Below are 22,324 nucleotides of genomic sequence, written 5' to 3' on the forward strand. Positions count from 1 at the left end.
GCCCGCCCGCAGGCGGCATAAATCCACAATCCGGTGAGTTACCATGACTAGCAAATCCCAAGGTGCGGGCGAAAACATCCCGCAGAATGTCGATCTCGACGCCCTCGTCGAGATGGCAGATCGCGGCGGCCGTCATCCGGGCCCGATCGTCACCAAGGCCATCGCCTTTGCTGCCATCGCCTGGTCGCTGTTCCAGCTCTGGTATGCCTCACCGCTGCCCTTCATTTTCCATGTCGGCATCTTCAACGACACCGAAGCGCGCTGCATCCATCTCGCCTTCGCGCTGTTCCTCGCCTTCGCCGCCTATCCGGCCAGCGCAAACGCGCCGCGCGATCGCATCCCCGCCTATGACTGGATTTTCATCGGCCTGTCGATCGCCGCCGTGCTGTACCTGGTGGTGTTCTACCGCGCGCTTTCGACCCGCCCGGGCCTGCCCACGCCGGCCGACATCACCGTATCGGTGGTTGGCGTGCTGGTGCTGCTGGAGGCCTCGCGCCGCGCTGACGGCATCTGGATGCCGATCACCTGCGTGATCCTGCTGATCTACGTCTTCACCGGTCCCTGGCTGCCCGAGATGATCTCGCATAAGGGCGCCTCGCTCAGCCGTGCCGCTTCGCAGTTCTGGCTCACCACCGAAGGCGTGTTCGGCGTGGCACTCGGCGTGTCGACTGCCTTCATCTTCCTGTTCGTGCTGTTCGGCGCATTACTGGAGAAAGCCGGCGCCGGCAACTATTTCATCCAGGTCGCCTTCTCGCTGCTCGGCCAGTTCCGCGGTGGCCCGGCCAAGGCCGGCGTCGTCTCGTCGGGCCTCACCGGCATGATCTCGGGCTCGTCGGTCGCCAACGTGGTGACGACCGGCACCTTCACCATCCCGCTGATGAAGCGCGTCGGCTACAAGCCGGTGCAGGCAGCCGCCATCGAATCCGCCGCCGGCGTCAACGGCCAGCTGATGCCGCCGGTGATGGGCGCTGCCGCCTTCATCATGGCCGAATATGTCGGCATTCCCTATTCGCAGGTGGTGAAGCACGCCTTCCTGCCGGCGCTCATGACCTATGGCGCGCTGTTCTACATCGTCGACATCGAAGCCGTGAAGGCCGGCATGAAGGGGATTCCCCTGACCCGCACGCGCAGCATCGCCACTTCGGCCCTGCGTGGCCTGATGACCATCTGCGGCTTCATCATCCTCTGCGGCATGGTGAAATACGGCCTGGGCTGGATGACCGACGTCTTCGGCGATGCCGCCACCTGGATCGCCATGGTGCTGCTGGTGATCGCCTATGCCGGCCTGGTGCGCCTGCGCGCCAAGAACCCCGACCTGCCGATCGACGATCCGACCAAGCCGCTCGTCACCGTGCCCGACTTCTTCGAGACGGCGCGCACCGGCCTGCATTATCTGCTGCCCGTGGGTGTGCTGATCTGGTGCCTGATGATCGAGGAACTGTCGCCCGGTCTCTCGGCCTTCTGGGGCTGTGTCGCCATGGCATCCGTGGTGCTGACCCAGCATCCGCTGACCGCCTACTTCCGCAAGGAAGGCGACATTCCGGCGCGCTGGAAACAGGGCTGGACCGATTTCGTCAGCGGCCTGGAGACCGGTGGCCGCAACATGGCTGCCGTCGGCATCGCCACCGCGGCTGCCGGCATCATCGTGGGCACCGTGACGCTGACCGGCATCGGCCTGGTGCTGGTCGAAGTAGTCGAGTTCCTCTCGGCCGGCAACTTCGTGATCATGCTGATGCTGGTCGCCGTCATCAACATCGTGCTGGGCACCGGCCTGCCGACCACGGCAAGCTACGTTGTCGTCGCCACGCTGATGGCGCCGGTGGTGGTGGAGATCGCGCAGCTCAATGACCTGATCGTGCCGCTGATCGCCGTACATATGTTCGTCTTCTACTTCGGCCTGATGGCCGACGTATCGCCGCCGGTGGGCCTGGCCGCCTATGCCGCCGGCGCGATTGCCGGCGCCGACCCGATGAAAGTGGGCTGGCAGGCGACGATCTATGAATCGCGCACCGCCGTGCTGCCTTTCATGTTCATCTTCAACACCCAGTTGCTGATGATCGATATCGGCAGCGTGGTGGAATTCCTGGTCGTGGTGCTCTGCGCCACCCTGGCCATGGGTGCCTTTGTCGCCGCGACCCAGCGCTGGCTGCTGACCAAATGCAGCTGGCTGGAAGTGGTCCTGCTGCTGCTGGTCTGCTTCACCCTGCTGCGGCCGAACTACTGGATGGACCAGATCATCCCGCCCTATCAGGACCTGCCCGCCAGCCAGTTGACCCAGATCGTGGACCAGACCAAGACGGGCGACGCCGTACGCTTCCGCCTGCTGGCGCAGGACCGCGATGGTGATGATGTCGAGAAGGCCATCCGCCTGAACCTGGCGAGCGGCAACACGGCCGCCGAGAAGCTGCAGGCTGCCGGCATCACCGTGATTCAGCAGGGCAACCGTCTGGTCATCGGCACGGTGCGGCCGAGCTCGGAGGCGGCCAAGCTGCAGGTCCGCACCGGCAACGAGGTGATCGGCGTCAAGCAGCCGAACCCGCGCCCCAATCCCTACTGGGTCGCGGCCCCGGCCATTGCGCTCTACGCCCTGATCATCCTGTGGCAGATCCGGCGCCGCCGGATCGAACGGGGGGTGGCGCAGGCCGCCTGATCGTCGTAAATGATGGTCCCATGAAGACCGTCGTTCTCTGTTCGGGTGGCATCGACAGCGTCACCCTGGCCTACAAAACGGCGGTCGAGCGCAAGCTCGACCGCCTTATTTCTTTCGACTATGGCCAGCGCCATCGCCGCGAAATCGAGCATGCCGCACGCATCGCCGCCGAACTGGGGGCGCGCCATGACGTGGTGGACATCGCCGGGCTGGGAAAATTTCTCACATCCTCGTCACTGATCAGCGGCGGCGATGCGATTCCCGACGGGCATTATGCCCAGGACACTATGAAGTCCACCGTGGTGCCGAACCGCAACGCCATCATGTTGAGCATCGCCTTCGGCATCGCTGCCGGTGCCAAGGCGGAAGCCGTGGGCATTGCCGTGCATAGCGGCGACCACTTCATCTATCCCGACTGCCGCCCGGCTTTCGTTGACGCTTTCCGCGCCATGCAGGACTGCGCGCTGGAAGACATGTGGGAGATCGAGCTCTACGCGCCCTTCACCAGCACCGACAAGGCCGGCATCGTCGCCGAGGGTGCGAAGCTGGGCGTGCCGTATCATCTGACCTGGAGCTGCTACAAGGGCGGCGAGCAGCATTGCGGGCGTTGCGGCACCTGCGTGGAACGGCGCGAGGCCTTCCACCTGGCCGATGTACCGGATCCGACGCAATACGAAGATCCGGATTATTGGCTGCGGGCCATCGCCGAGATGAAAGCGAAGAAAGAAAAAGGCGGCTTATAAGCCGCCTTTTTGATTACACCGCAGCGATACCATGCCGCTGGTCGCGATCGCGCAGCAGCCGGATGACCGGCAGGCTGATCAGCACCATCCAGGCCTTGCCGATGATCTGGCCACCCAGATAGTCGAGGCTGCCGAAGGCGAGATACAGGAACACGACGGAGTCGACACAGAGACCGGCCAGGCTGGAGAGCAGCACGGCACGGATCAGGCCACGCTTCTGCAGCGGGGTATAGACGGCGAAGTCGGCGAGCTCCGACAGCAGGAAGGCGGCCATTGAGGCCGCCACCAGCGCCGGCGGCGCCACCAGGCCCGACAGCGCGGCCCCGGCGACAATCGCCCCCAGCGTCCAGCCCTTGCCCAGGCGACGCTGCACCAGATCGCGCAGCACCAGCGCCAGGCCGATCATCAGCACACCACTGGGCGCCGTGATCCCGAACGGCGCCACCGGAATGAGGCAAGGCCCCTTCGGGATGCAGACGGTGCCGACATTGCCGATCAGCCAATTGGCGACCGGCACGCAGGCGATAAAGGCGGCAAGATAGGCAAAGCCTTCGAAACGCTGGCGGTCCATGGTGACAGTTCCTGTGACGAAAATCCGCGCGGGATATACGGCCGGACCCGGCCGGAGGCAAGCCCGGCCGGCTTAATACCTGTATTTCCTCGGTAAATTCTTAGACAGCCGAAGCGCTGGCCCAGGGCTGGGCGATTTCCACCATGCCACTGCAAACACCGTCCGCCCCGAACATCACCGCGCTGGGACAGGCATAGTTGAGCGGCAGGGGGTCGCGCCGCTTCGCCAGCGCGCCGGGGAAACGGGCCCTGACCGCATCCTGCACGCCCTGTTCATGCCGCGGGTCATACCAGGGCTGCCCCATCACGCTGGCGTCGACACGCGGCTGATGGAAGGCGTCTTCCAGCGGCATCCTGTAGTCGATCAGGAAGGACAGGATTTGCATCACCGCCGGCATGATGCGGCGGCCGCCCGAAGCACCGGTCGCCAGCCAGGGCCGGTCGCCATCCAGCACCAGCGTCGGCAGCATATTGCTCAAGGGACGCTTGCCGGCGCCAATGGAATTCGGCCGGCCCGGACGGGTGTCAAACCACATGATCCCGTTGTTCATGAAGATGCCGCTTTCCGGCAGCATGACGCAGCTGCCGAAGGCGGAAAGCAGCGTCTGGGTCAGCGCCACCATATTGCCATCGCCATCGACCACGCAGAGATGGCTGGTACAGCTCTTGCCATTGTCAGTGTCACCCATGCCGGCGAGACGTTTCTCGTAGGCTTCGGTCAGGCCTTCGATATAGGCGACGTAACTTTGGCCCGAGAGCCTCTTGCGATCGAGCTTCGGTCCGGCGACCTCAAGCGCATCGCGCAAACTTGGCCCCGCTGTAAGGTTCGGCGTCAGCAGCAGCGTCTTGCCGCCATAGTCATACCGCAGCGGTTCAGTCAGGCGGGCGCGATAGCTGCTGAGATCGGCGGCGGAAATCTTCGAGCCGCCCTTCACCAGATCGGCAACGATTTTTTTTGCCAACTCGCCTTCGTAATAGTCGCGTGGACCGGCGTCGGCCAGACGCTGCAGGCTGGCGAGCAGCGCCTCGTTCTTCAGATAACCGCCGGCTTCCGCGCCCGGCGGGAAACCGTCGGCAAGAAACAGCGCCTTCGCAGCCGGCGATTTCACCAGGCTGCGCGCTGCATTCGTCACCTGCAGGCTGAGGAACCAGTCGGCCTCCATGCCGCGCTTGGCCAGTTCGATGGCCGGCGCCAGCACTTCCGACCAGCTGCGGGTGCCAAAGCTTTCCAACGCCAGACGCATGCCATCCACTTGGCCCGGCACCGCCATGGCTGGATAACCGATAATGTTGCGATCCTCCAGCACGGCGGGCCAGCCGAACATGTCGCCACCCTTGCCTTCCACCAGCGGATAATCGGCCGGATTGAGCTTGCTCGCGCTGATCATGCCGAAGTCGATCACATGCGCCTGTTTCGTGCGGGCGCAGTAGACCTGCATGTAACCGCCGCCACCGATCCCGCTCATCCACGGCTCCAGCACACTGACGGCAAAGGATGTCGCCACGGCAGCATCGATGGCATTGCCGCCGGCCCGCAGCACGGCGGCACCGACATCGGCTGCCGCCTGGTTCTGCGACACCACCACGCCGCGGCGGCTGCTGGCCGCGGTTTTACGGAACTGCAGGGTGCGATTCAGATTCGATGACATGACGGAACTCTCTCTACTTTATTTTTTGAATCTTACTCGGCGGCGAAGGGGTCGGCCACACGCGGCCAGTAGGCGCCGCGCACTTTCTGGAAGGGAATATCGGCGAAATCCGATCGCATGGCACCCGGCGCCTCGACATGCAGGATTTCGCCGGCGATCGGCGCGAAGCCGGCATGGAAATGCTGGGTCGATTTCACCACGATGATGGCCTTGGACGCCACATCGATGCCGAACTGGCTGAAGGCATCGGGATGGAAGGTCTGCGTGCGGTTGGAGTTCAGCACCAGGTCGATGCCGTTTGCCACCTGCACCCAGACCGCCGGCCCCATCGACAGGCGCCCGGCGAGCGCCGACTGCGCCGCATCCTCGATCACGCGCTTCACCGTCACCGTCAGGTCGAGCGGATCGCCCGAGACCGGGCCGCATTTGCCACCGACGCGCAGTTCCAGAACGGCGCCCTCGCCTGCATCGCGGCAGAAGCGCACCGCCATCGGGTCCCAGTAGGCGCCACTCACCACATTGCCGATGCCGCGTTCAAGAATGCGCCGCAGGATGAAGGTGGCGTCGCCCGGTGCACCACCGCCGGGATTATCGGTGACATCGGCCAGTACCACGGGTCGCCTGGCGCCGGCCGTCGTGGCGCGGTCCAATGCCGCATCGATACTCAGATTCTGCGCCGCCGTCTGCTCGCGCAGGCTCCAGATTTTCTTGCCGAAGCGCTCGGCCACCGCCGCCGCCTTGGCACCGTCGCCATCGGCGATCACAATCATCTTGGCTGTGGCATCAGGCACGTCCTGCATGGGAAAGCCATGCGCGAAGGAAACCGAGAGGATGCCATCCTTGCCCTCCTGCGCCTGCATCTCAGCCACGAAGGACTTCATCGGTTCCAGCGGCGTGCGCCACAGATTGATCATGCGGGTATCGAACACCGCCATCACCGGCTTTGCCCCACCCTGATGCTTGGCCAGCAGGATGTCGTACAGCTCCTGCGCCCGCTCCTTGCTGTCGGTGTGGGGGTACTCCTTGAAGGTTATCAGGGCATCGGCATGTGACAGCATCTTCTCCGTGATCGAGCAATGCAGGTCGAGCTCGGCGCCAACGGCGGCCTTGGGTCCTACAATCTGCCGTACCTGTTCCAGCAGGTCGCCCTCGCAGTCGTCATAGCCGTCCGCCACCATGGCGCCATGCATGCTGAGCAGCACGATGTCGACCGGCATGGCGGCCCGCAGGTCGCGCAGGATTTCATCGCGGAATCCCTCGTAAACCTTGCGTACGGTGACGCCGGCCGGCTGGGCGAAGGCCGACAGACTCTCGGTTACCTTGGCCTGCTGGGCCTCGGCGGCTTGGCGCCACAGATGCAACGGCGCCGAGAACAGGTTCTCCGGCCGCCGGGTTGCATCACCGTGGAACAGCATCCACTCCCGGAACCCGTCCTCCCCGGTGGGCAGCGGCGAAAAGGTATTCGTTTCGGTTCCCAGACAGGCGATGAACACATTCATCGAACGGATTCTCCTCGGTCGGCGGTCCTGACAGAAACAGATACCGGGAAGATCGTTCGTGCAAGGTCGAATCCGCTTGACGAGAGCCTGTTCATTGGATCACGCTTTCCAGATTGTCGCACAACATCTGACAGGGGGTATCAATGAAGAAGAACACGTCCTCCACGCGCGCTTCGATGCGCCGCCTCGGCTATGCTGCCTCATTTGTGGCCTTTGCTGCTGCATTTGGCGGCATCACGATGAACGATGCAGCAGCACAAGACAACAAGAAGGTTCTACGCTTCATTCCGCATTCGGGTCTGCGCACCACCGACCCGATCATCACCACGGCATTCATATCGCGCAACCACGGCTACATGATCTACGACACCCTTTTCGGTGTCGACGACAAGATGCAGGTCAAGCCGCAGATGGTTGAGAAGTACGAGGTCAGCGGCGACAAGCTGACCTACACCTTCACGCTGCGCGACGGCCTCAAGTTCCATAACGGCGCACCCGTCACCTCCACCGATGTCGTTGCCTCGCTGCAGCGCTGGGGCAAGGCCGATGGTATGGGCCAGAAGCTGATGTCCTTCACCAAGGACCTCACCACAGTCAACGACAAGACCTTCCAGCTCGTGCTGAAGGAACCCTACGGCCTGGTGCTCGACTCCCTGGGCAAGCCCAGCTCGAACGTGCCCTTCATCATGCCGAAGGCGATGGCCGATACGCCGCACACCCAGAATGTGCCTGATGAAATCGGTTCCGGCCCGTATCGCATGATCAAGGCCGAGTTCCAGCCCGGCGTGAAGGTGGTTTACGAGAAGAATCCCGACTACAAGCCGCGCAGCGAAGCCCCGTCCTTCATGAGCGGCGGCAAGGTGGTCAAGGTCGACCGCGTCGAATGGATCACCATGACCGATCCGCAAACGGCGATGAATGCCATCACCAAGGGCGAGATCGATATCTGGGAACAGGCATCTTATGACCTGCTGCCGGAGCTGAAGAAATCCAAGGACGTGCTGGTCAAGGATTTCGGCCCGCTGGGCATGAATTACATGATGCGCATGAACTGGCTGCAGCCGCCACTGGATAACGTGAAGATCCGCCAGGCGATCATGGCCGCGACCTTCCAGGAAGACTATCTGGCCGCCCAGGTCGGCGATCCGGAATACTACAAGATCTGCGGCGCCATGTTCGGCTGCAGCACCCCGCTGAAGAGTGAGGAAGGTGCGACGAACACCAAGAAGCCCGATCTCGCCAAGGCCAAGAAGATGCTGGCCGAGAGCGGCTACAAGGGCGAGAAGATCGTCATCATGGCCCCGACCGACCTGAACAGCATCAGCCAGTTGCCGCTGGTGACCACGCCGGCGCTGAAGGCGATCGGCCTGAACGTCGATATGCAGTCGATGGACTGGCAGACGCTGGTGGGCCGTCGCGCCAAGATGGACGGCATCGACCAGGGTGGCTGGCATATCTTCCACACTGCCTGGGGCACTGCCGATATGATGAACCCCATCGGCAATGCCGGCGTGCGCGGTCTGGGTAAGACCGGCGGCTTCTTCGGCTGGACCGAGGATGCCGAGATCGAGAAGCTGCGCGACGCCTATGCGCGGGAAACCGATCCGGCGAAGCAGAAGGAACTGGCCGTCGCGGTGCAGAAGCGCGCCTACGAGATGGTCACCTACATCCCGCTGGGCGAATATTTCCAGCCGTCGGCCATTCGCAAGAATGTCGAAGGCATGCTGCCGAGCCCGGCCTACATTCTGTGGAATGTCGAGAAGAAGTAAGATCGACGCATCATCGTCTGGTTAAGTTTTATCCATGTTGCGTTTGATCCTGTCGCGTCTGGTGGCTGCCATCCCCGTCATGGGGGTGGTAGCCATCTTCGTCTTCCTGATGCTGCGGCTCAGCCCCGGCGATCCCGCCGCCATCTTGGCCGGTGATGTCGCCACGCCCGATGTGATCGCGGCGATCCGCAGCGATCTGGGCCTCGACCGCCCGATCCCCGAACAGTTCATCACCTGGATCGGCCAGCTGGCGCAGGGCAATCTCGGCCACTCGGTCTTCTCCAAGCAGCCGGTCACCATGCTGATCGGCCAGCGCGTCGAGCCGACTATCTCGCTGGCGCTCTGCACCCTGCTGTTCGCCATCCTCGTCGCCGTGCCCATGGGCATCCTCGCCGCCTGGAAGCAGGGCAGCTGGATCGACCGTGGCATCATGGCGCTCTCGGTTGCCGGTTTCTCGATCCCGGTCTTCGTACTGGGCTACATTCTGATCTTCGTCTTCTCGATGAAACTCGACATCTTCCCGGTGCAGGGCTTTGCCTCGATCCGCGAAGGGCTGCCAGCCTTCCTGGCCCGCATCGCGCTGCCGACCTTCGCGCTCAGCTTCATCTATATCGCGCTGTTCGCCCGCATCACCCGCGCCGCCATGCTGGACGTGCTGGGCGAGGATTACATCCGCACCGCCCATGCCAAGGGCCTGAAAGAGCGCGTCGTGCTGGTCAAGCACGCACTGCGCAACGCTGCCATCCCGATCGTCTCGGTGATCGGTATCGGCTTCGCCCTGCTGATCGGCGGCGTGGTGATCACGGAAACCGTGTTCAACATTCCCGGCATCGGCCGTCTGGTGGTGGATGCCGTTCTGGCCCGCGATTACCCGATCATCCAGGGCATCATCCTGCTGTTCTCCGGCATTTACGTCCTGATCAACCTGGCGATCGACATCGCCTATGTTCTGCTCGATCCCAGAATTCGGTACTGATGCGCGCTTTTCTCCAGCACCAGGCATTTCGCAATCCTTCGGTCGTGCTCGGCGGCGGCATCCTGCTGCTGCTGCTGTGCATCGCCCTGCTTGCACCCTTCCTGACGCAATACGATCCACTGCAGATCGCACCGCGTTTCCGGCTCAAGCCGCCGTCGGATGAATTCCTGATGGGCACCGATATGCTGGGCCGCGATGTCTGGACCCGCGTGGTGCATGGCGGCCGCGTCTCGCTGCTGGTCAGCGCCTGCGTCGCCACCATCGCCATCAGTGTCGGCCTGACCATCGGTCTGGTGGCCGGCTATATCCGCTGGCTGGACGGCATCGTGATGCGCGCCATGGATGGTCTGATGGCCATCCCGGGCATCCTCCTGGCCATCGCGCTGGTCAGCCTAAGCGGCGCCTCGCTGCTGACCGTGATCGTCGCCATCGTGATTCCGGAAATCCCGCGCGTCGCCCGCCTGGTGCGCAGCGTGGTGCTGTCGATCCGTGAAGAACCTTACGTCGAGGCCGCCGTCGGCCTGGGCACCCCTACCATCAAGATTCTGCTCAAGCACATCCTGCCAAATACGGTCGCGCCGCTGATCGTGCAGGGCACCTATATCTGCGCCTCCGCCATCCTGACGGAATCGATCCTGAGCTTCCTCGGCGCCGGTCTGCCGACCGATATCCCGACCTGGGGCAACATCATTGCCGAGGGCCGCGCCGTGTTTCAGCGGGCACCCTGGATCATTCTGTTCCCCGGCGGCTTCCTTGCCTGCACCATCCTGGCCGTCAACATCATGGGCGATGGCCTGCGCGATACGCTCGATCCGCGCATGAAAAAGCGGCTGGGGGCCTGATCTGATGACCGCACCGGTTCTCAGCGTCAAGAATCTGGCTGTCGCACTGCCCAAGGGCGGCGATCGCAGCCTGGCCGTGCAGAAGATCAGCTTCGAGGTAATGCCCGGCGAGATCGTCTGCCTGGTCGGCGAAAGCGGCTCGGGCAAATCGGTCACCGCCAGCACCGTGATGGGACTGGGCAGCCTGCCGATCGTCAGCGGCGAGATAAAACTGGAAGGCGAAGACCTGCGCCAGGCCTCGAAGGCGCGCCTGCGCGACCTGCGCGGCAGCCGCATGTCGATGATCTTCCAGGAGCCGATGACGGCGCTCAATCCTGTCCACCGCGTCGGCGCGCAGGTGGTGGAGCTGCTGAAGGCGCATGACTGGACCGGCCGCGGCGTCAGCCCGGAAGAGCGTGTGCAACAGCTGTTCGCCGATGTGCACCTGCCCGATCCTGAGCGGCTGTTCAATTCCTATCCGCACCAGCTGTCCGGCGGTCAACGCCAGCGCGTCATGATCGCCATGGCGCTGGCGCTCGAGCCGGCGCTGCTGATCGCCGACGAACCGACGACCGCTCTGGACGTGACGACACAAGCCCAGATTCTGGCCCTGCTGCGTGAGTTGCAGCAGAAGCGCGGCACCGGCGTGCTGTTCATCACCCATGACTTCGGCGTGGTTGCCGATATCGCCGACCGCGTGGTCGTTATGCGCTACGGCGAAGTGGTCGAGACCGGCAAGACCGAGGACGTGCTCTACCGGCCACAGCACGACTATACCAAGATGCTGATCAATGCCGTGCCGCGCCTGAAGCCCCGGCAGGCAACGCCGATTACCACCGCACCGGTACTGAAGGCCGAGAATCTCAGCAAGCTTTACGTGTCCACCAGCCTGTTCAAGGGCACGCGCACAGTCCATGCCGTCGACGGCATCCAGCTGCAGCTCTACAAGGGCCAGACGCTGGGCATTGTGGGGGAGTCCGGTTCGGGCAAGTCGACGGCGGCACGCTGCGTCGCCCGCCTGATCGACCCGACCGGCGGACAGATTCTGCTGGATGGCGCCGATATCGCCCACATGAACGAGCGCCAGCTGCATCCGCATCGCCGCCGCATCCAGGTGGTATTCCAGGACCCGTATCGTTCACTCAACCCGCGCCGCACGATCGGCCAGTCGATCATCGAGGGGCCGCTCAATTACGGCACCTCGCGCAAGGAAGCGCTGGAGCGCACCCACAGCCTGCTCAAGACTGTGGGCATCGATGCCAATGCGCTGGAACGATATCCGCACCAGTTCTCCGGCGGCCAGCGCCAGCGTCTGGCGATTGCCCGCGCGCTCGCCATGGAACCGGAAATCCTGGTCGCCGACGAGGCCGTGTCGGCGCTGGACGTATCGGTGCAGGCGCAGGTGCTCGACCTGCTGGAAAGCATCCGCGACCAGTTCGGCATCAGCATCCTGTTCATCACCCATGATCTGCGCGTGGCCGCCCGTCTCTGCGACCGCATCGCGGTGATGCAACGCGGCAAGATCGTTGAATTCGCCGAGACGGCAAAACTCTTCGCCGCACCCCAGCATGAATATACCCAGCAGCTCTTTGCCGCCCTGCCCGGCCGCGACTGGCTGGAGGCCACGCCAAACACATAAGCCGGTCATCGCAGCGCCGGCAACGGAGGAGACCATGACGGCCTTGCATGACCTGACGGCTCACGATCTGTGGATGGGATATCGCACCGGCCGCATTTCGCCGGTGGACGCGACCAAGGCGGCGCTCAAGCGCATCGAGGCCTGGGAACCCAAGATCAACGCCATGTACATCACCGATGCCGGAGGCGCGCTGGCGCAGGCCAAGGCATCAGAGCAGCGCTGGCGCAAAGGTGAAGCGCTCAGCCCGCTGGATGGCGTGCCAATCACGCTGAAAGAGAATATCGCCACCAAGGGTGTACCGACACCGATTGGCACGGCAGCGGCCATTCTCACCCCGAGTGCAGTGGATGCCCCACCGGCGGCACGCGTGAAGGAAGCCGGCTGCGTCATCCTGGGCAAGACCACCATGCCTGATTTCGGCATGCTGGCCTCAGGCGTCTCCAGCCTGCATGGCACCACGCGCAATCCGTGGAATCTCAAACGCAATACCGCCGGCTCCTCCTCGGGTGCGGGGGCGGCCATCGCCGCTGGCTACGGCCCGCTGGCGCTGGGCACCGATATCGGCGGCTCGGTGCGCCTGCCGGCAGCCTATAACGGCATCTTCGCATTGAAGCCGAGCCTCGGCCGCATCCCGATCAATCCGCCCTATCTGGGCCGCGTCACCGGACCGATGACCCGGACGGTGATGGACAGCGCCATGCTGATGAACCACCTGACCCTGCCCGATGTGCGTGACTACATGTCGCTGCCCTATGCCGAGCAGGATTATCCCAAGCTGCTGGAAGGTGAAGCGAAGGGCATGAAGATCGGCCTGCTGCTGGATGCCGGCCTCGGTACGCCGGTGCAGTCCGCCGTGAAGGATGCCGTACAGCGGGCCGCCAGGCTGTTCGAAGCTGCCGGCGCAATCATCGAACCGGTCCAGCCCTTCATGACCCAGGCGATGGCCGATGGCCTGAATACGTTCTTCCAATCGCGCGCCTATACCGACTTCGCCGCCATGCCGCCAGAGCGCCAGGCCAAGGTGCTGCCCTATATCGCCAAATGGTGCGGCTTGGCCGCCGACTATTCGGCTGTGGACGCCATGCGCGGCCTGGGCCAGGTCTTTGCCCTCCGTGAAGCAACCGTGGCTGCCACGACGGCTTATGACTACGTGCTGTCACCAACCTCACCGATCACGGCCTATGACGCCGAGGAAGCTGCGCCCGGCAACGACCCCCAATACAAGTCCGAGCACATCCGGTTCACCGCACCTTTCAACATGTCGGAACAGCCGGCAGCCTCGATCTGCGCCGGTTATGACGGCGATGGCCTGCCTATCGGCCTGCAGATTATCGGCCGGCGGTTCGACGATATCGGCGTGCTGCGCATGGCGCATCTGTATGAGCAGATGCGTCCGGCCCTGCGGCCCTGGCCGGAGCCTTGAGCGGCAGCCTTTTCCTGATCCCGGAAACCCGCTAATCATCTCCGTATGACCATCGTGGTGTCCGGAGGAACCGGCTTCATCGGCCGGCATCTGCTGCCCCGCCTCGCCAGCACCGGCGAAGCCGTGCATGCCCTGCTGCGTCCGCAATCCAACGCCAGCACTTTGCCCGCCGGCGTCGTTCCGCACCGGATCGACACATCCCCGCAACTTGCCGCCCTGCTGGCCGATCTGAAGCCCGCAACCTGCTTCCATCTCGCCACGCGCTATCAGCATGCGGCGGAACCGGCCGAAATTCCGGCGCTGCTAGAGGCCAATCTCTGCTTTGCCACCGGTTTTGCCGACGCAGCCGCCCGCAGCGGCTGCCGCGCTTTCGTGAATGTCGGCACGGCGTCACAGATGGATGAAGACGGCAACTATGCACCGGCCTCGCTGTATGCGGCCAGCAAACAGGCCTTTGAAGACCTGCTGGCCTATTTCGACCGAGCTGGTGGCCTGCCCTGCGCCACGGTTCTGCTCTACGACACCTATGGCCCGAGCGACACGCGCAACAAGCTGCTGAGCCAGATGATTGCGGCTGCACGGGACAATCGCACCATGGCGTTGTCGCCGGGCGAACAGGAAATCGACCTGCTGCATGTGGATGATGTGGTCGACGGCCTGCTGGCCGCCGCCAGGAGCCTGCAAAACGGCGGGGCCCACCCGGCGCGCCATGCGCTGTCTTCGGGCCAGCCGCTCAGCATCCGGGCACTGGCCGACGAGATAACCCGCGCCAGCGGCAAGGCCTTCCCGGCTGAATGGGGTGCACGGCCCTATCGCGACAGCGAGGTGATGCGGACCTGGAAAGACGGCACGCCACCACCGGGCTGGCAGCCGCAACGCAAGCTGGCCGATTTCCTGCGTGCGGCGCTGAAGGCCTAGGCCTTCGCCCTGGTCACAAAATTCTCGACCGGTCCATAGAAGGCCGCTTCGAAGGCGTGAATCTTCTCATCGGGCCAGTCCCACCAGCGTATCTGCAGCAGGGCCTCGACGATGTCCGGTGAGAAACGGTGTTTCAGCAGTTTGGCCGGATTGCCCACGACAATGCCGTAGGCTGGCACATCCCGCGCAATGACAGCTCCGGCACCAATGATCGCGCCATCACCGATGTTGACGCCGGAAAGGATGATGGCGCGCGCCCCGACCCAGACGTCATGACCGATCGTTACGCCACCCTTGGTGACGGCATCTGTAATGCCGGCTTCTGGTGCGAATATCTTGCTGCGAAACGGATAGGTCGATGCGAGATGGGTTGGATGATCAGCCTGCCCGAAAATCATCACCTCGGGACCGAAGGAACAGAAACTGCCAACCGAGGCCGGCGCCTGCGCGGTCGGCCGTACGAAGCTGTGACGATTGAGGCCGTAGGTATGCCGTCCGACACCGACATGCGCCGGCCAGGCTTCGGCCTTACGCAAACCCAGCTTCTCCCGCAGACCACGGAACGCACCCATGCTCAAGCCCCCGTGTAATCTGGCCAGTTGGCATCCCGGCTGTTGACCACCGCCGGCTGCAGCGGCCAGTCGATGCCGAAGGCCGGGTCGTTCCAGCGCAGGCCGGCCGAGCAATCGGCACGTTCGCCCGCGCCCAGTTCGTACAGCACATCGGCATCGTCGGTGAGGCTGATGAAGCCGTGAGCAAAGCCATCGGGAATGAACAGCCCGCGATGATTGTCGGCACTGAGCTCCAGCCCGAACCACTGCCCCCGCGTGACCGAACCACCACGGACATCCACCACAACATCAAAGACGGCGCCTCGGATGCAGCGCACCAGTTTGGGCTGGCTGGCAGGGGCCTTCTGGTAATGCAGGCCGCGCAGCGTGCCGCGCTTCAGGTTATGGCTGATCCCGCTCTGGCGCGGCGTGAATATAATGCCGGCAGCACTGAAGGCTTCGGCATCGAACAGGCGATGGAAATAGCCGCGATCGTCCCGGCTCGGCGCCATGTCGACCGTGAAGAGACCGTCGAAACGAGTGGCGCCAATCTGCATTCAGAAGACCTGCATCTGCGGGATAGCGATGGCGAATTTTCCACCCCAGCCCCGGATCTGCGCCTGCTCGGCGGCGATCTCGTCGCGCAGGTTCCAGGGCAGGATCAGCAGATAATCGGGCTGGTCAGCGGCAATGGCCTCGGGTGCGCGGATCGGTATTTGCGAACCGGGCAGCAGATGCTGCTGCTTGTGCGGATTCTTGTCATAGGCCGCCACAATATCAGCTGCCGTGACGCCACAGTAATTCAGCAGCGTATTGCCCTTGGCGGCAGCGCCATAAGCACCGACGGTTTTTCCATCCGCCTTGGCCTGCACCAGGAAAGCACGCAGACCTTCGCGCACCGCCATAACCCTGGGTGCGAAATTGTCATACGCCGAAAGCGACTGCAGTCCCGCGGCCCGCTCACGCGCGCGCACCTGCCCCAGACCCGCCGCCTCGCCATGGGATGCATCGCGATGACAGACGAACAGCCGCAGCGAACCGCCATGGGTCGGCAGCGCCTCCACATCGAATACCCGCAAGCCATGGGCAGCGAAGATTCTCTCGGCCGCCAACAGCGAGAGATAAGAATAATGCTCATGATAGATGGTATCGAACTGCACCTGCTCGATCAGATTCAGCAGATGCGGGAATTCGACGGTCAGCACGCCCTGCGGTTTTAGCAGCAGCGGAAAGCCGCCGATAAAATCGTTCATTTCCGGAACATGGGCCATCACGTTGTTGGCCGCCATCAGGTCAGCCATGCGGCCGGCATCGCGCAGGCGCTGCGCCGTGTCGCGATTGAAGAAGGCGACCTCGGACGGAACACCCTTCTGCTCGGCCACCGCGGCGACATTCGCCGCCGGCTCGATGCCGAGTACACCGATGCTGGCAGCCTTGAAATGCTGCAGCAGATAGCCGTCGTTGCTGGCGACTTCGATAACAAGCGAGTTTGCCGTCAGGCCGAAGCGCCCGGTCATCGCCTCGGCATAGCGGCGCGCATGCTCGACCCAAGTGGTCGCGTAAGACGAGAAATAGGCGTAGTCAGAAAAAATCGCCTCGGCCGACACATTGTGATCGACCTGCACCAGCAGGCAATCCGAACAGGCGCGCGCATGCAGCGGATAGCGCGGCTCCGGCGCACCGGCCTTTGCTGCCGGCACATAGGAATTGGCCAGCGGCTGCAGCCCCAGATCGACGAAGCTGCGCGTCAGCGGCGCATGACAGAAACGACACTCACTCATAAACGACCCTCGAAATCGGCAATCTGCCTGTCCGTCAGCATGGCGGCATCTTCACCGGCCAACCAGCCACGATACCATGCCACCGTGGCATCCAGCGCGGCCTGCGTGGCAAAACCCGGTTTCCAGCCCAGGCTTTTCACGGCCAGTCGCGCATCCAGCGCCAACACGCCCTTTTCGCCCATCTCCGGCTGCGGCTCATGCCGCCAGGCCGGCGCGCCGAAAGCCTGCGTCAGGCTGGTGGCGATGGCGCCGACCGTGATGCGTTGATCCTCCAGCGGCCCGAAATTCAGGCTGGCCGGCAGAGTCTTCACGCCACTATGCAGGGTCTGGGCGTAGAGCAGATAGCCCTGCACCAGATCCAGCACATGTTGCCAGGGCCGCGTCGCCTCCGGCCGGCGCAACGTCACCGCCTGCTGGTGCTGGGCCGCACGCACGATATCGGGAATCAGACGATCGGCCGACCAGTCACCGCCACCGATCACATTGCCGCCGCGCGCCGTGACGATGCGATGGCGGTCGCGCAGGAAGCTTTTCGTCCAGCTATGCACAGCGATTTCCATCGCCGCCTTGGATGCCGAATAGGGATCGTCGCCGCCCAGCGGTGCATCCTCGGGGAAAGCTGACCCGCTTTCGTTATTGGCGTAGACCTTGTCGGTGGTGACCAGCACGGCCGTCAGCGACGCCTGATACCGCCGCATCGCTTCCAGCAGGTTGATGGTGCCGAACAGGTTGCTGGTCCAGGTGCCAACCGGATCTCGATAGCTTGCCGGCACCAACGCCTGGGCGGCCAGATGCAGCACGATCTCGGGCTTTGCCTTCTCCAGTGCCGCCGAGACGGCTGCGGCATCGCGCAGATCGGCGATGGTCTCGCCCGCCAGCGGCGTGCGCAGCAGGCCATGCAAGCTGGGAGCGGCATCGGGCGCCAACGCGAAACCGTGCACCTCGGCACCCATATGCTGCAGCCAGCGTGCCGCCCATGCGCCCTTGAAGCCGGTGTGCCCGGTCAGGAAGACGCGACGGCCGCGCCAGAAATCACGGCTGACGCCCATGCGTCAGGTCCAGCTCTTCCAGGGAGCCTTGCCGCTGCTCCACAGCGATTCCAGCACCGTGCGTTCGCGCACAGTGTCCATCGGCTGCCAGAAGCCATCATGACGGAAGGCCTGCAGCTGGTCCTCGCGCGCCAACCGTTCCAGCGGATCACGCTCCCAGATCGTGTTTTCATCGGCGATATAGTCGAGCACCCTGGGCGACAATACGAAGAAACCGCCGTTGATGAGTCCGCCGTCGCCCCGCGGCTTTTCGCGGAAGCCGGCGATGCGGTTACCTTCCAGCGTCAACGCACCGAAGCGGCCCGGCGGGCTGACCGCCGTCATGGTCGCCAGCCGGCCATGAGCGCGATGGAAGGCAATGGAGGCCGTGACGTCGATATCGGCAACGCCGTCGCCATAGGTCATGCAGAAGGCGTCGTCATCCTTGAGCCAGCGCGCCACGCGCTTCAGGCGGCCGCCGGTCTCGGTGCCTTCGCCGGTTTCGACCAACGTCACCTTCCAGGGCTCGGGCGCACCACTCAGGTATTCCAGCCGGTTGTTGGCCAGATCGACGGTGACATCGGCCGCATGCAGCACGTAGTTGGCAAAATACTCCTTGATCATGTAGCCCTTGTAGCCAAGGCAGATCACGAAGTCGGTGATGCCATGGGCCGCATAGATCTTCATGATGTGCCACAGGATCGGCCGATCGCCGATCTCGACCATGGGTTTGGGCCGCAGCACGCTTTCTTCGGCAATCCGCGTTCCGCGGCCGCCAGCCAGGATCACTGCCTTCATTTCGACTTCATCCCCATCAGATATCCCAGCGTACCGCAGAACCGGCCAGCATCCCGCAGTCCTTTTTCACGGAAGTCGGCCAGCAGGTAGAACGGTGCCTTGAGGCCATAGCGCAGCAGCGCCGGCAGGGCGATGCGCAGCATGGCCATGGTACCGCGATACTTCTTCTCGATGTACAGCCGGGACCAGGCGATATGCCAGAACTTCTCCCAGTGCTTGTCCCAGGTCCGCTTGATCGAGCCACCGCCGACATGGTCGACGATGGCATCGTTGACGCGGATCAGGCGCCAGCCGGCGCGTTGCAGCCGGATGCAGAAATCGTCGTCTTCATAATAGAGGTAAATGGCCGGATCGAAGCCCGGCACGTCCTGCAATGCCCGGCGCCGCACCAGCATGGCCGCGCCTGAGACATAGCCGGCGCAGAGATCGCCCTCGGGTTCCGGATCGACACGTCGCGACGGCATTGCTGCACGCCGGAACATGTCGACGTCATGCGAGACCTCCCACTCGCCGCTCGGCTTGCGCAGGGCTGGCGCCAGCACGGCGGCGTCAGGATAGCGTTCCGCCGCCGCCAGCAGGGTCTCGAGGCAGCCGGGCCGCAGCTTGGCATCGGGATTGACCATCAGGACGAATTCGCTGTCGGTGCGGGCCAGCCCTTGATTGGCGGCATTGCCGAAGCCCACGCCGACGTCATTGGCGATCAGCGTGGCCTGCGGCGCGGCCTGGATGATGGCGCGCGTGCCGTCGCGGCTGCCGTTGTCGGTCACGACCACAGGCAAATCCGCCGGCAGGCTCTTGAGGCACTCGCCGATCACGCGCTCGCTGTAATGCGTGACCGTCACCACGGTCACCCGGGAAGAAGCGGGCCTGTCTGCTGCTGCGGTCACGGTTATGGTCCGGTGATTTCGTTCGAGGGGTTTTACACAGATTCGCCGCCCCAGGCGAGGATTTGCGGGCTGTGGTCATGACCCCGCTGGACTTGTATATACAATTAAACCTATACTGCCCACCGGACCAGCCAGGGCAGGAAAAACATGTCCGCGTCAGCCTCCGCCGCGCAGAACGGACCGACCCCGCGCTACCGCCGGGTCAAGGAATTCATCGTCCGCCACCTTGAGGCCGGCGACTGGCGTGCCGGCGACCAGGTGCCGTCGGAAAGCGCCCTGGTCAAACAGCTCAAGGTCAGCCGCATGACGGTCAATCGCGCCCTGCGCGAATTGACCCACGAAGGCCTACTGGTGCGCGTGCAGGGCACGGGGACTTTCGTGGCCGAGAAACGCCCGATCTTCAACCTGGTCGAACTGCGCAACATCGCCGAGGAAATTGCCGAACGCGGCCAGCGCCACAGCGCCCGCGTCGAACTGCTGAAGACCGAGAAGGCCACCACCGAAATCGCGCGTGAACTGGGCCTGAATCTGAATGCCGCGGTCTATCATTCGGTGCTGGTGCATCTGGCTGATGGTGTACCGCTGCAGGTGGAGGACCGTTTCGTCAATCCGGCCACGGCTGCGGGCTATATGGACGCCGACTTCACGGCGATCACGCCTAATGAATTCCTGATGCGCACGGCACCAGCCACCGAGGTCGAGCATATCGTCGAAGCCGCCATGCCCGACGCCCGCATCCGCAAGCTATTGAAAATGGCAGTAGGCGAACCCTGCCTGCGCCTGCGTCGCCGCACCTGGGCCGGCACGCAGATCGTCTCGGCCACCACGCTCTTCTACCCGGGCCATGCGCACCGCTTCGCCACCCGTTTCTCCTACCGCGCCGACGGCACGTCGAAGCGCACGCATCTCTGAACGAGGCTTTTTTCATGTCCGACAATCGCCGCGACAATACACGCGTCATCCGCAGCCCTCATGGCAGCGAACTGCACACCAGCAACTGGCAGATCGAGGCGGCCTACCGGATGCTGCGCAACAATCTCGATCCCGATGTGGCCGAGAAGCCGGAAGAACTGGTGGTCTATGGCGGCATTGGCCGGGCGGCGCGCAACTGGCAGAGCTTCGACCAGATTCAGAAGGCACTGACGGTGCTGAAGCCTGACGAAACCCTGCTGGTGCAGTCAGGCAAGCCGGTCGGCGTGTTCCGCACGCATGAGGATGCGCCGCGCGTACTGATCGCCAATTCCAATCTGGTGCCGGAATGGGCGACCTGGGAACATTTCCATGAACTCGACCGCAAGGGCCTGATGATGTACGGCCAGATGACGGCCGGCTCCTGGATTTATATCGGCAGCCAGGGCATCGTGCAGGGCACCTACGAAACCTTCGTCGAGATGGGCCGCCAGCATTACGGCGGCACCCTGAAGGGCCGTTGGATTCTCACCGCCGGCCTCGGCGGCATGGGGGGCGCGCAGGCGCTGGCCGCTACCATGGCTGGCGCATCCATGCTCGCCATCGAATGCCAGCCGTCCCGCATCGAGATGCGGCTACGCACCGGCTATCTGGATGCGAAGGCCGAGACGCTGGATCAGGCACTCAGCATGCTGGAAGACGCGAAAAAAGCTGACAAGGCGATCTCGATCGGCTTGCTGGGCAATGCCGCCGAACTTTTGCCTGAAATGGTGAAACGCGGCATCCGCCCCGATGCCGTCACCGACCAGACCAGCGCCCATGATCCACTGAACGGCTATCTGCCGGCCGGCTGGACGCTGGAACAATGGGAAAAGGCCAAAGACGCCGATCCGCAGGGCGTGGTGAAGGCGGCTAAGGCCTCGATGGCCAACCATGTGCGTGCCATGCTGGATTTCCAGAAGCTGGGCATCCCCACCTTCGATTACGGCAACAACATCCGCCAGATGGCCAAGGAAGTGGGCGTTGCCGAAGCCTTCGACTTCCCCGGCTTCGTGCCGGCTTATATCCGGCCGCTGTTCTGCCGCGGCGTTGGCCCGTTCCGCTGGGTGACGCTCTCGGGCGATCCGGAAGACATCTACAAAACCGATGCCAAGGTGAAGGAGCTGATCCCCGATGACCCGCACCTGCACACCTGGCTCGATATGGCCAGACAGCGCATCAAATTCCAGGGGCTGCCGGCGCGCATCTGCTGGGTCGGCCTCGGCCAGCGCCACCGCCTCGGCCTCGCCTTCAACGAGATGGTCAGAAACGGCGAGTTGAAGGGCCCCGTCGTGATCGGCCGCGATCATCTGGATTCAGGTTCGGTCGCCAGCCCGAACCGCGAGACCGAAGCGATGAAGGACGGTTCGGATGCCGTTTCCGACTGGCCGCTGCTGAATGCCCTATTGAACACGGCATCTGGCGCCACCTGGGTGTCGCTGCATCATGGCGGCGGCGTGGGCATGGGCTTCTCGCAACATGCCGGTGTGGTCATCGTGGCCGACGGCACCGAAGCCGCCGCGCGTCGACTGGAGCGAGTGCTGTGGAACGATCCCGCCACCGGAGTGATGCGCCATGCCGATGCCGGCTATGACATCGCCGTAAAATGCGCAGAAGACCAAGGATTGAATCTGCCTTTCCTGAAGGTGTGATTCAGACTTCGCATCGACGAAA

At 63.6% G+C, this 22,324-nt stretch carries 19 protein-coding genes; 10 read left to right on the forward strand and 9 right to left on the reverse strand.

What is annotated here, in order from left to right; all coding sequences use genetic code 11:
* Positions 1–43: 43 nt before the first annotated feature.
* A complete protein-coding gene (locus AC1RRE_RS16825) occupies positions 44–2,650 on the forward strand; it encodes a TRAP transporter permease (RefSeq protein ID WP_492982552.1) in 2,607 nt (868 codons plus the stop codon).
* A 20-nt stretch (positions 2,651–2,670) separates the two neighbouring features.
* Positions 2,671–3,393 (forward strand): 7-cyano-7-deazaguanine synthase QueC, encoded by a 723-nt coding sequence (gene queC / locus AC1RRE_RS16830; protein ID WP_492982554.1) that lies wholly within the window; start codon positions 2,671–2,673, stop codon positions 3,391–3,393.
* A 13-nt stretch (positions 3,394–3,406) separates the two neighbouring features.
* On the opposite strand, the gene AC1RRE_RS16835 is transcribed toward queC, so the two are convergent.
* From AC1RRE_RS16835 to AC1RRE_RS16845, 3 genes are all read right to left on the reverse strand, one after another.
* Entirely contained in the window at positions 3,407–3,964 is a 558-nt protein-coding gene (locus tag AC1RRE_RS16835) for a VUT family protein (protein WP_492982556.1), read from the reverse strand.
* A gap of 100 nt (positions 3,965–4,064) precedes the next feature.
* The gene (locus AC1RRE_RS16840; protein ID WP_492982558.1) at positions 4,065–5,612 is read right to left on the reverse strand and encodes a gamma-glutamyltransferase family protein; all 1,548 of its coding nucleotides are present in this window, start codon (positions 5,610–5,612) and stop codon (positions 4,065–4,067) included.
* A 32-nt stretch (positions 5,613–5,644) separates the two neighbouring features.
* Positions 5,645–7,111 (reverse strand): M81 family metallopeptidase, encoded by a 1,467-nt coding sequence (locus tag AC1RRE_RS16845; protein ID WP_492982560.1) that lies wholly within the window; start codon positions 7,109–7,111, stop codon positions 5,645–5,647.
* Positions 7,112–7,254: 143 nt separating this feature from the next.
* Between AC1RRE_RS16845 and AC1RRE_RS16850 the strand changes: the two genes are divergently transcribed.
* The 6 genes from AC1RRE_RS16850 to AC1RRE_RS16875 are packed head-to-tail and all read left to right on the forward strand — an operon-like array spanning position 7,255 to position 14,657.
* Positions 7,255–8,880, forward strand: a complete 1,626-nt coding sequence (locus AC1RRE_RS16850) for an ABC transporter substrate-binding protein (protein WP_492982562.1) — start codon at positions 7,255–7,257, stop codon at positions 8,878–8,880.
* A gap of 34 nt (positions 8,881–8,914) precedes the next feature.
* Positions 8,915–9,856, forward strand: coding sequence for an ABC transporter permease (locus AC1RRE_RS16855; RefSeq protein WP_492982564.1), 942 nt, complete (start codon positions 8,915–8,917; stop codon positions 9,854–9,856).
* Positions 9,856–10,698 carry an ABC transporter permease gene (locus AC1RRE_RS16860; RefSeq protein WP_492982566.1) on the forward strand — a complete coding sequence of 281 codons (843 nt, stop codon included), beginning with the start codon at positions 9,856–9,858 and terminating at the stop codon, positions 10,696–10,698. The genes AC1RRE_RS16855 and AC1RRE_RS16860 overlap by 1 nt, the downstream gene beginning before the upstream one ends.
* Before the next feature lie 4 nt (positions 10,699–10,702).
* Entirely contained in the window at positions 10,703–12,316 is a 1,614-nt protein-coding gene (locus tag AC1RRE_RS16865) for an ABC transporter ATP-binding protein (protein ID WP_492982568.1), read from the forward strand.
* Between the two features lie 34 nt (positions 12,317–12,350).
* The gene (locus AC1RRE_RS16870) at positions 12,351–13,739 is read left to right on the forward strand and encodes an amidase (protein ID WP_492982570.1); all 1,389 of its coding nucleotides are present in this window, start codon (positions 12,351–12,353) and stop codon (positions 13,737–13,739) included.
* Positions 13,740–13,784: 45 nt separating this feature from the next.
* Positions 13,785–14,657 carry an NAD-dependent epimerase/dehydratase family protein gene (locus AC1RRE_RS16875; protein WP_492982572.1) on the forward strand — a complete coding sequence of 291 codons (873 nt, stop codon included), beginning with the start codon at positions 13,785–13,787 and terminating at the stop codon, positions 14,655–14,657.
* Here the strand turns inward: AC1RRE_RS16875 and AC1RRE_RS16880 are convergent.
* Genes AC1RRE_RS16880 through AC1RRE_RS16905 form a run of 6 tightly spaced genes read right to left on the reverse strand, consistent with a single transcriptional unit; the run spans position 14,654 to position 19,702 of the window.
* Positions 14,654–15,229 carry a CatB-related O-acetyltransferase gene (locus tag AC1RRE_RS16880; protein ID WP_492982574.1) on the reverse strand — a complete coding sequence of 192 codons (576 nt, stop codon included), beginning with the start codon at positions 15,227–15,229 and terminating at the stop codon, positions 14,654–14,656. The two genes, AC1RRE_RS16875 and AC1RRE_RS16880, sit on opposite strands and share 4 nt — an antisense overlap.
* Before the next feature lie 2 nt (positions 15,230–15,231).
* The gene (locus AC1RRE_RS16885) at positions 15,232–15,765 is read right to left on the reverse strand and encodes a dTDP-4-dehydrorhamnose 3,5-epimerase family protein (RefSeq protein WP_492982576.1); all 534 of its coding nucleotides are present in this window, start codon (positions 15,763–15,765) and stop codon (positions 15,232–15,234) included.
* Complete coding sequence (locus AC1RRE_RS16890; RefSeq protein ID WP_492982578.1) at positions 15,766–16,989, reverse strand: methyltransferase domain-containing protein; 1,224 nt, start codon at positions 16,987–16,989, stop codon at positions 15,766–15,768. It lies immediately after the preceding gene.
* Positions 16,986–18,038, reverse strand: a complete 1,053-nt coding sequence (rfbG, locus tag AC1RRE_RS16895; RefSeq protein WP_492982580.1) for a CDP-glucose 4,6-dehydratase — start codon at positions 18,036–18,038, stop codon at positions 16,986–16,988. Before rfbG ends, AC1RRE_RS16890 begins: the two co-directional genes overlap by 4 nt.
* 3 nt (positions 18,039–18,041) lie before the next feature.
* Positions 18,042–18,815 (reverse strand): glucose-1-phosphate cytidylyltransferase, encoded by a 774-nt coding sequence (gene rfbF / locus AC1RRE_RS16900; RefSeq protein ID WP_492982582.1) that lies wholly within the window; start codon positions 18,813–18,815, stop codon positions 18,042–18,044.
* Positions 18,812–19,702 carry a glycosyltransferase family 2 protein gene (locus AC1RRE_RS16905; protein ID WP_492982584.1) on the reverse strand — a complete coding sequence of 297 codons (891 nt, stop codon included), beginning with the start codon at positions 19,700–19,702 and terminating at the stop codon, positions 18,812–18,814. The genes rfbF and AC1RRE_RS16905 overlap by 4 nt, the downstream gene beginning before the upstream one ends.
* 147 nt (positions 19,703–19,849) lie before the next feature.
* Between AC1RRE_RS16905 and hutC the strand changes: the two genes are divergently transcribed.
* Together hutC and hutU are read left to right on the forward strand one after the other, a co-directional pair.
* A complete protein-coding gene (gene hutC / locus AC1RRE_RS16910) occupies positions 19,850–20,614 on the forward strand; it encodes a histidine utilization transcriptional repressor HutC (RefSeq protein ID WP_492982586.1) in 765 nt (254 codons plus the stop codon).
* A 14-nt stretch (positions 20,615–20,628) separates the two neighbouring features.
* A complete protein-coding gene (gene hutU, locus AC1RRE_RS16915; RefSeq protein WP_492982588.1) occupies positions 20,629–22,302 on the forward strand; it encodes a urocanate hydratase in 1,674 nt (557 codons plus the stop codon).
* The last annotated feature ends 22 nt before the right edge of the window (positions 22,303–22,324 follow it).

This window comes from Ferrovibrio sp. GW821-FHT12D07 (genome assembly GCF_058807275.1).

Coding starts and splice junctions, on each gene's coding strand:
- AC1RRE_RS16825 (WP_492982552.1), top strand. CDS start 44: ATGACTAGCAAATCCCAAGGTGCGGGCGAAAACATCCCGCAGAATGTC.
- queC (WP_492982554.1), top strand. CDS start 2,671: ATGAAGACCGTCGTTCTCTGTTCGGGTGGCATCGACAGCGTCACCCTG.
- AC1RRE_RS16835 (WP_492982556.1), bottom strand. CDS start 3,964: ATGGACCGCCAGCGTTTCGAAGGCTTTGCCTATCTTGCCGCCTTTATC.
- AC1RRE_RS16840 (WP_492982558.1), bottom strand. CDS start 5,612: ATGTCATCGAATCTGAATCGCACCCTGCAGTTCCGTAAAACCGCGGCC.
- AC1RRE_RS16845 (WP_492982560.1), bottom strand. CDS start 7,111: ATGAATGTGTTCATCGCCTGTCTGGGAACCGAAACGAATACCTTTTCG.
- AC1RRE_RS16850 (WP_492982562.1), top strand. CDS start 7,255: ATGAAGAAGAACACGTCCTCCACGCGCGCTTCGATGCGCCGCCTCGGC.
- AC1RRE_RS16855 (WP_492982564.1), top strand. CDS start 8,915: ATGTTGCGTTTGATCCTGTCGCGTCTGGTGGCTGCCATCCCCGTCATG.
- AC1RRE_RS16860 (WP_492982566.1), top strand. CDS start 9,856: ATGCGCGCTTTTCTCCAGCACCAGGCATTTCGCAATCCTTCGGTCGTG.
- AC1RRE_RS16865 (WP_492982568.1), top strand. CDS start 10,703: ATGACCGCACCGGTTCTCAGCGTCAAGAATCTGGCTGTCGCACTGCCC.
- AC1RRE_RS16870 (WP_492982570.1), top strand. CDS start 12,351: ATGACGGCCTTGCATGACCTGACGGCTCACGATCTGTGGATGGGATAT.
- AC1RRE_RS16875 (WP_492982572.1), top strand. CDS start 13,785: ATGACCATCGTGGTGTCCGGAGGAACCGGCTTCATCGGCCGGCATCTG.
- AC1RRE_RS16880 (WP_492982574.1), bottom strand. CDS start 15,229: ATGGGTGCGTTCCGTGGTCTGCGGGAGAAGCTGGGTTTGCGTAAGGCC.
- AC1RRE_RS16885 (WP_492982576.1), bottom strand. CDS start 15,765: ATGCAGATTGGCGCCACTCGTTTCGACGGTCTCTTCACGGTCGACATG.
- AC1RRE_RS16890 (WP_492982578.1), bottom strand. CDS start 16,989: ATGAGTGAGTGTCGTTTCTGTCATGCGCCGCTGACGCGCAGCTTCGTC.
- rfbG (WP_492982580.1), bottom strand. CDS start 18,038: ATGGGCGTCAGCCGTGATTTCTGGCGCGGCCGTCGCGTCTTCCTGACC.
- rfbF (WP_492982582.1), bottom strand. CDS start 18,815: ATGAAGGCAGTGATCCTGGCTGGCGGCCGCGGAACGCGGATTGCCGAA.
- hutC (WP_492982586.1), top strand. CDS start 19,850: ATGTCCGCGTCAGCCTCCGCCGCGCAGAACGGACCGACCCCGCGCTAC.
- hutU (WP_492982588.1), top strand. CDS start 20,629: ATGTCCGACAATCGCCGCGACAATACACGCGTCATCCGCAGCCCTCAT.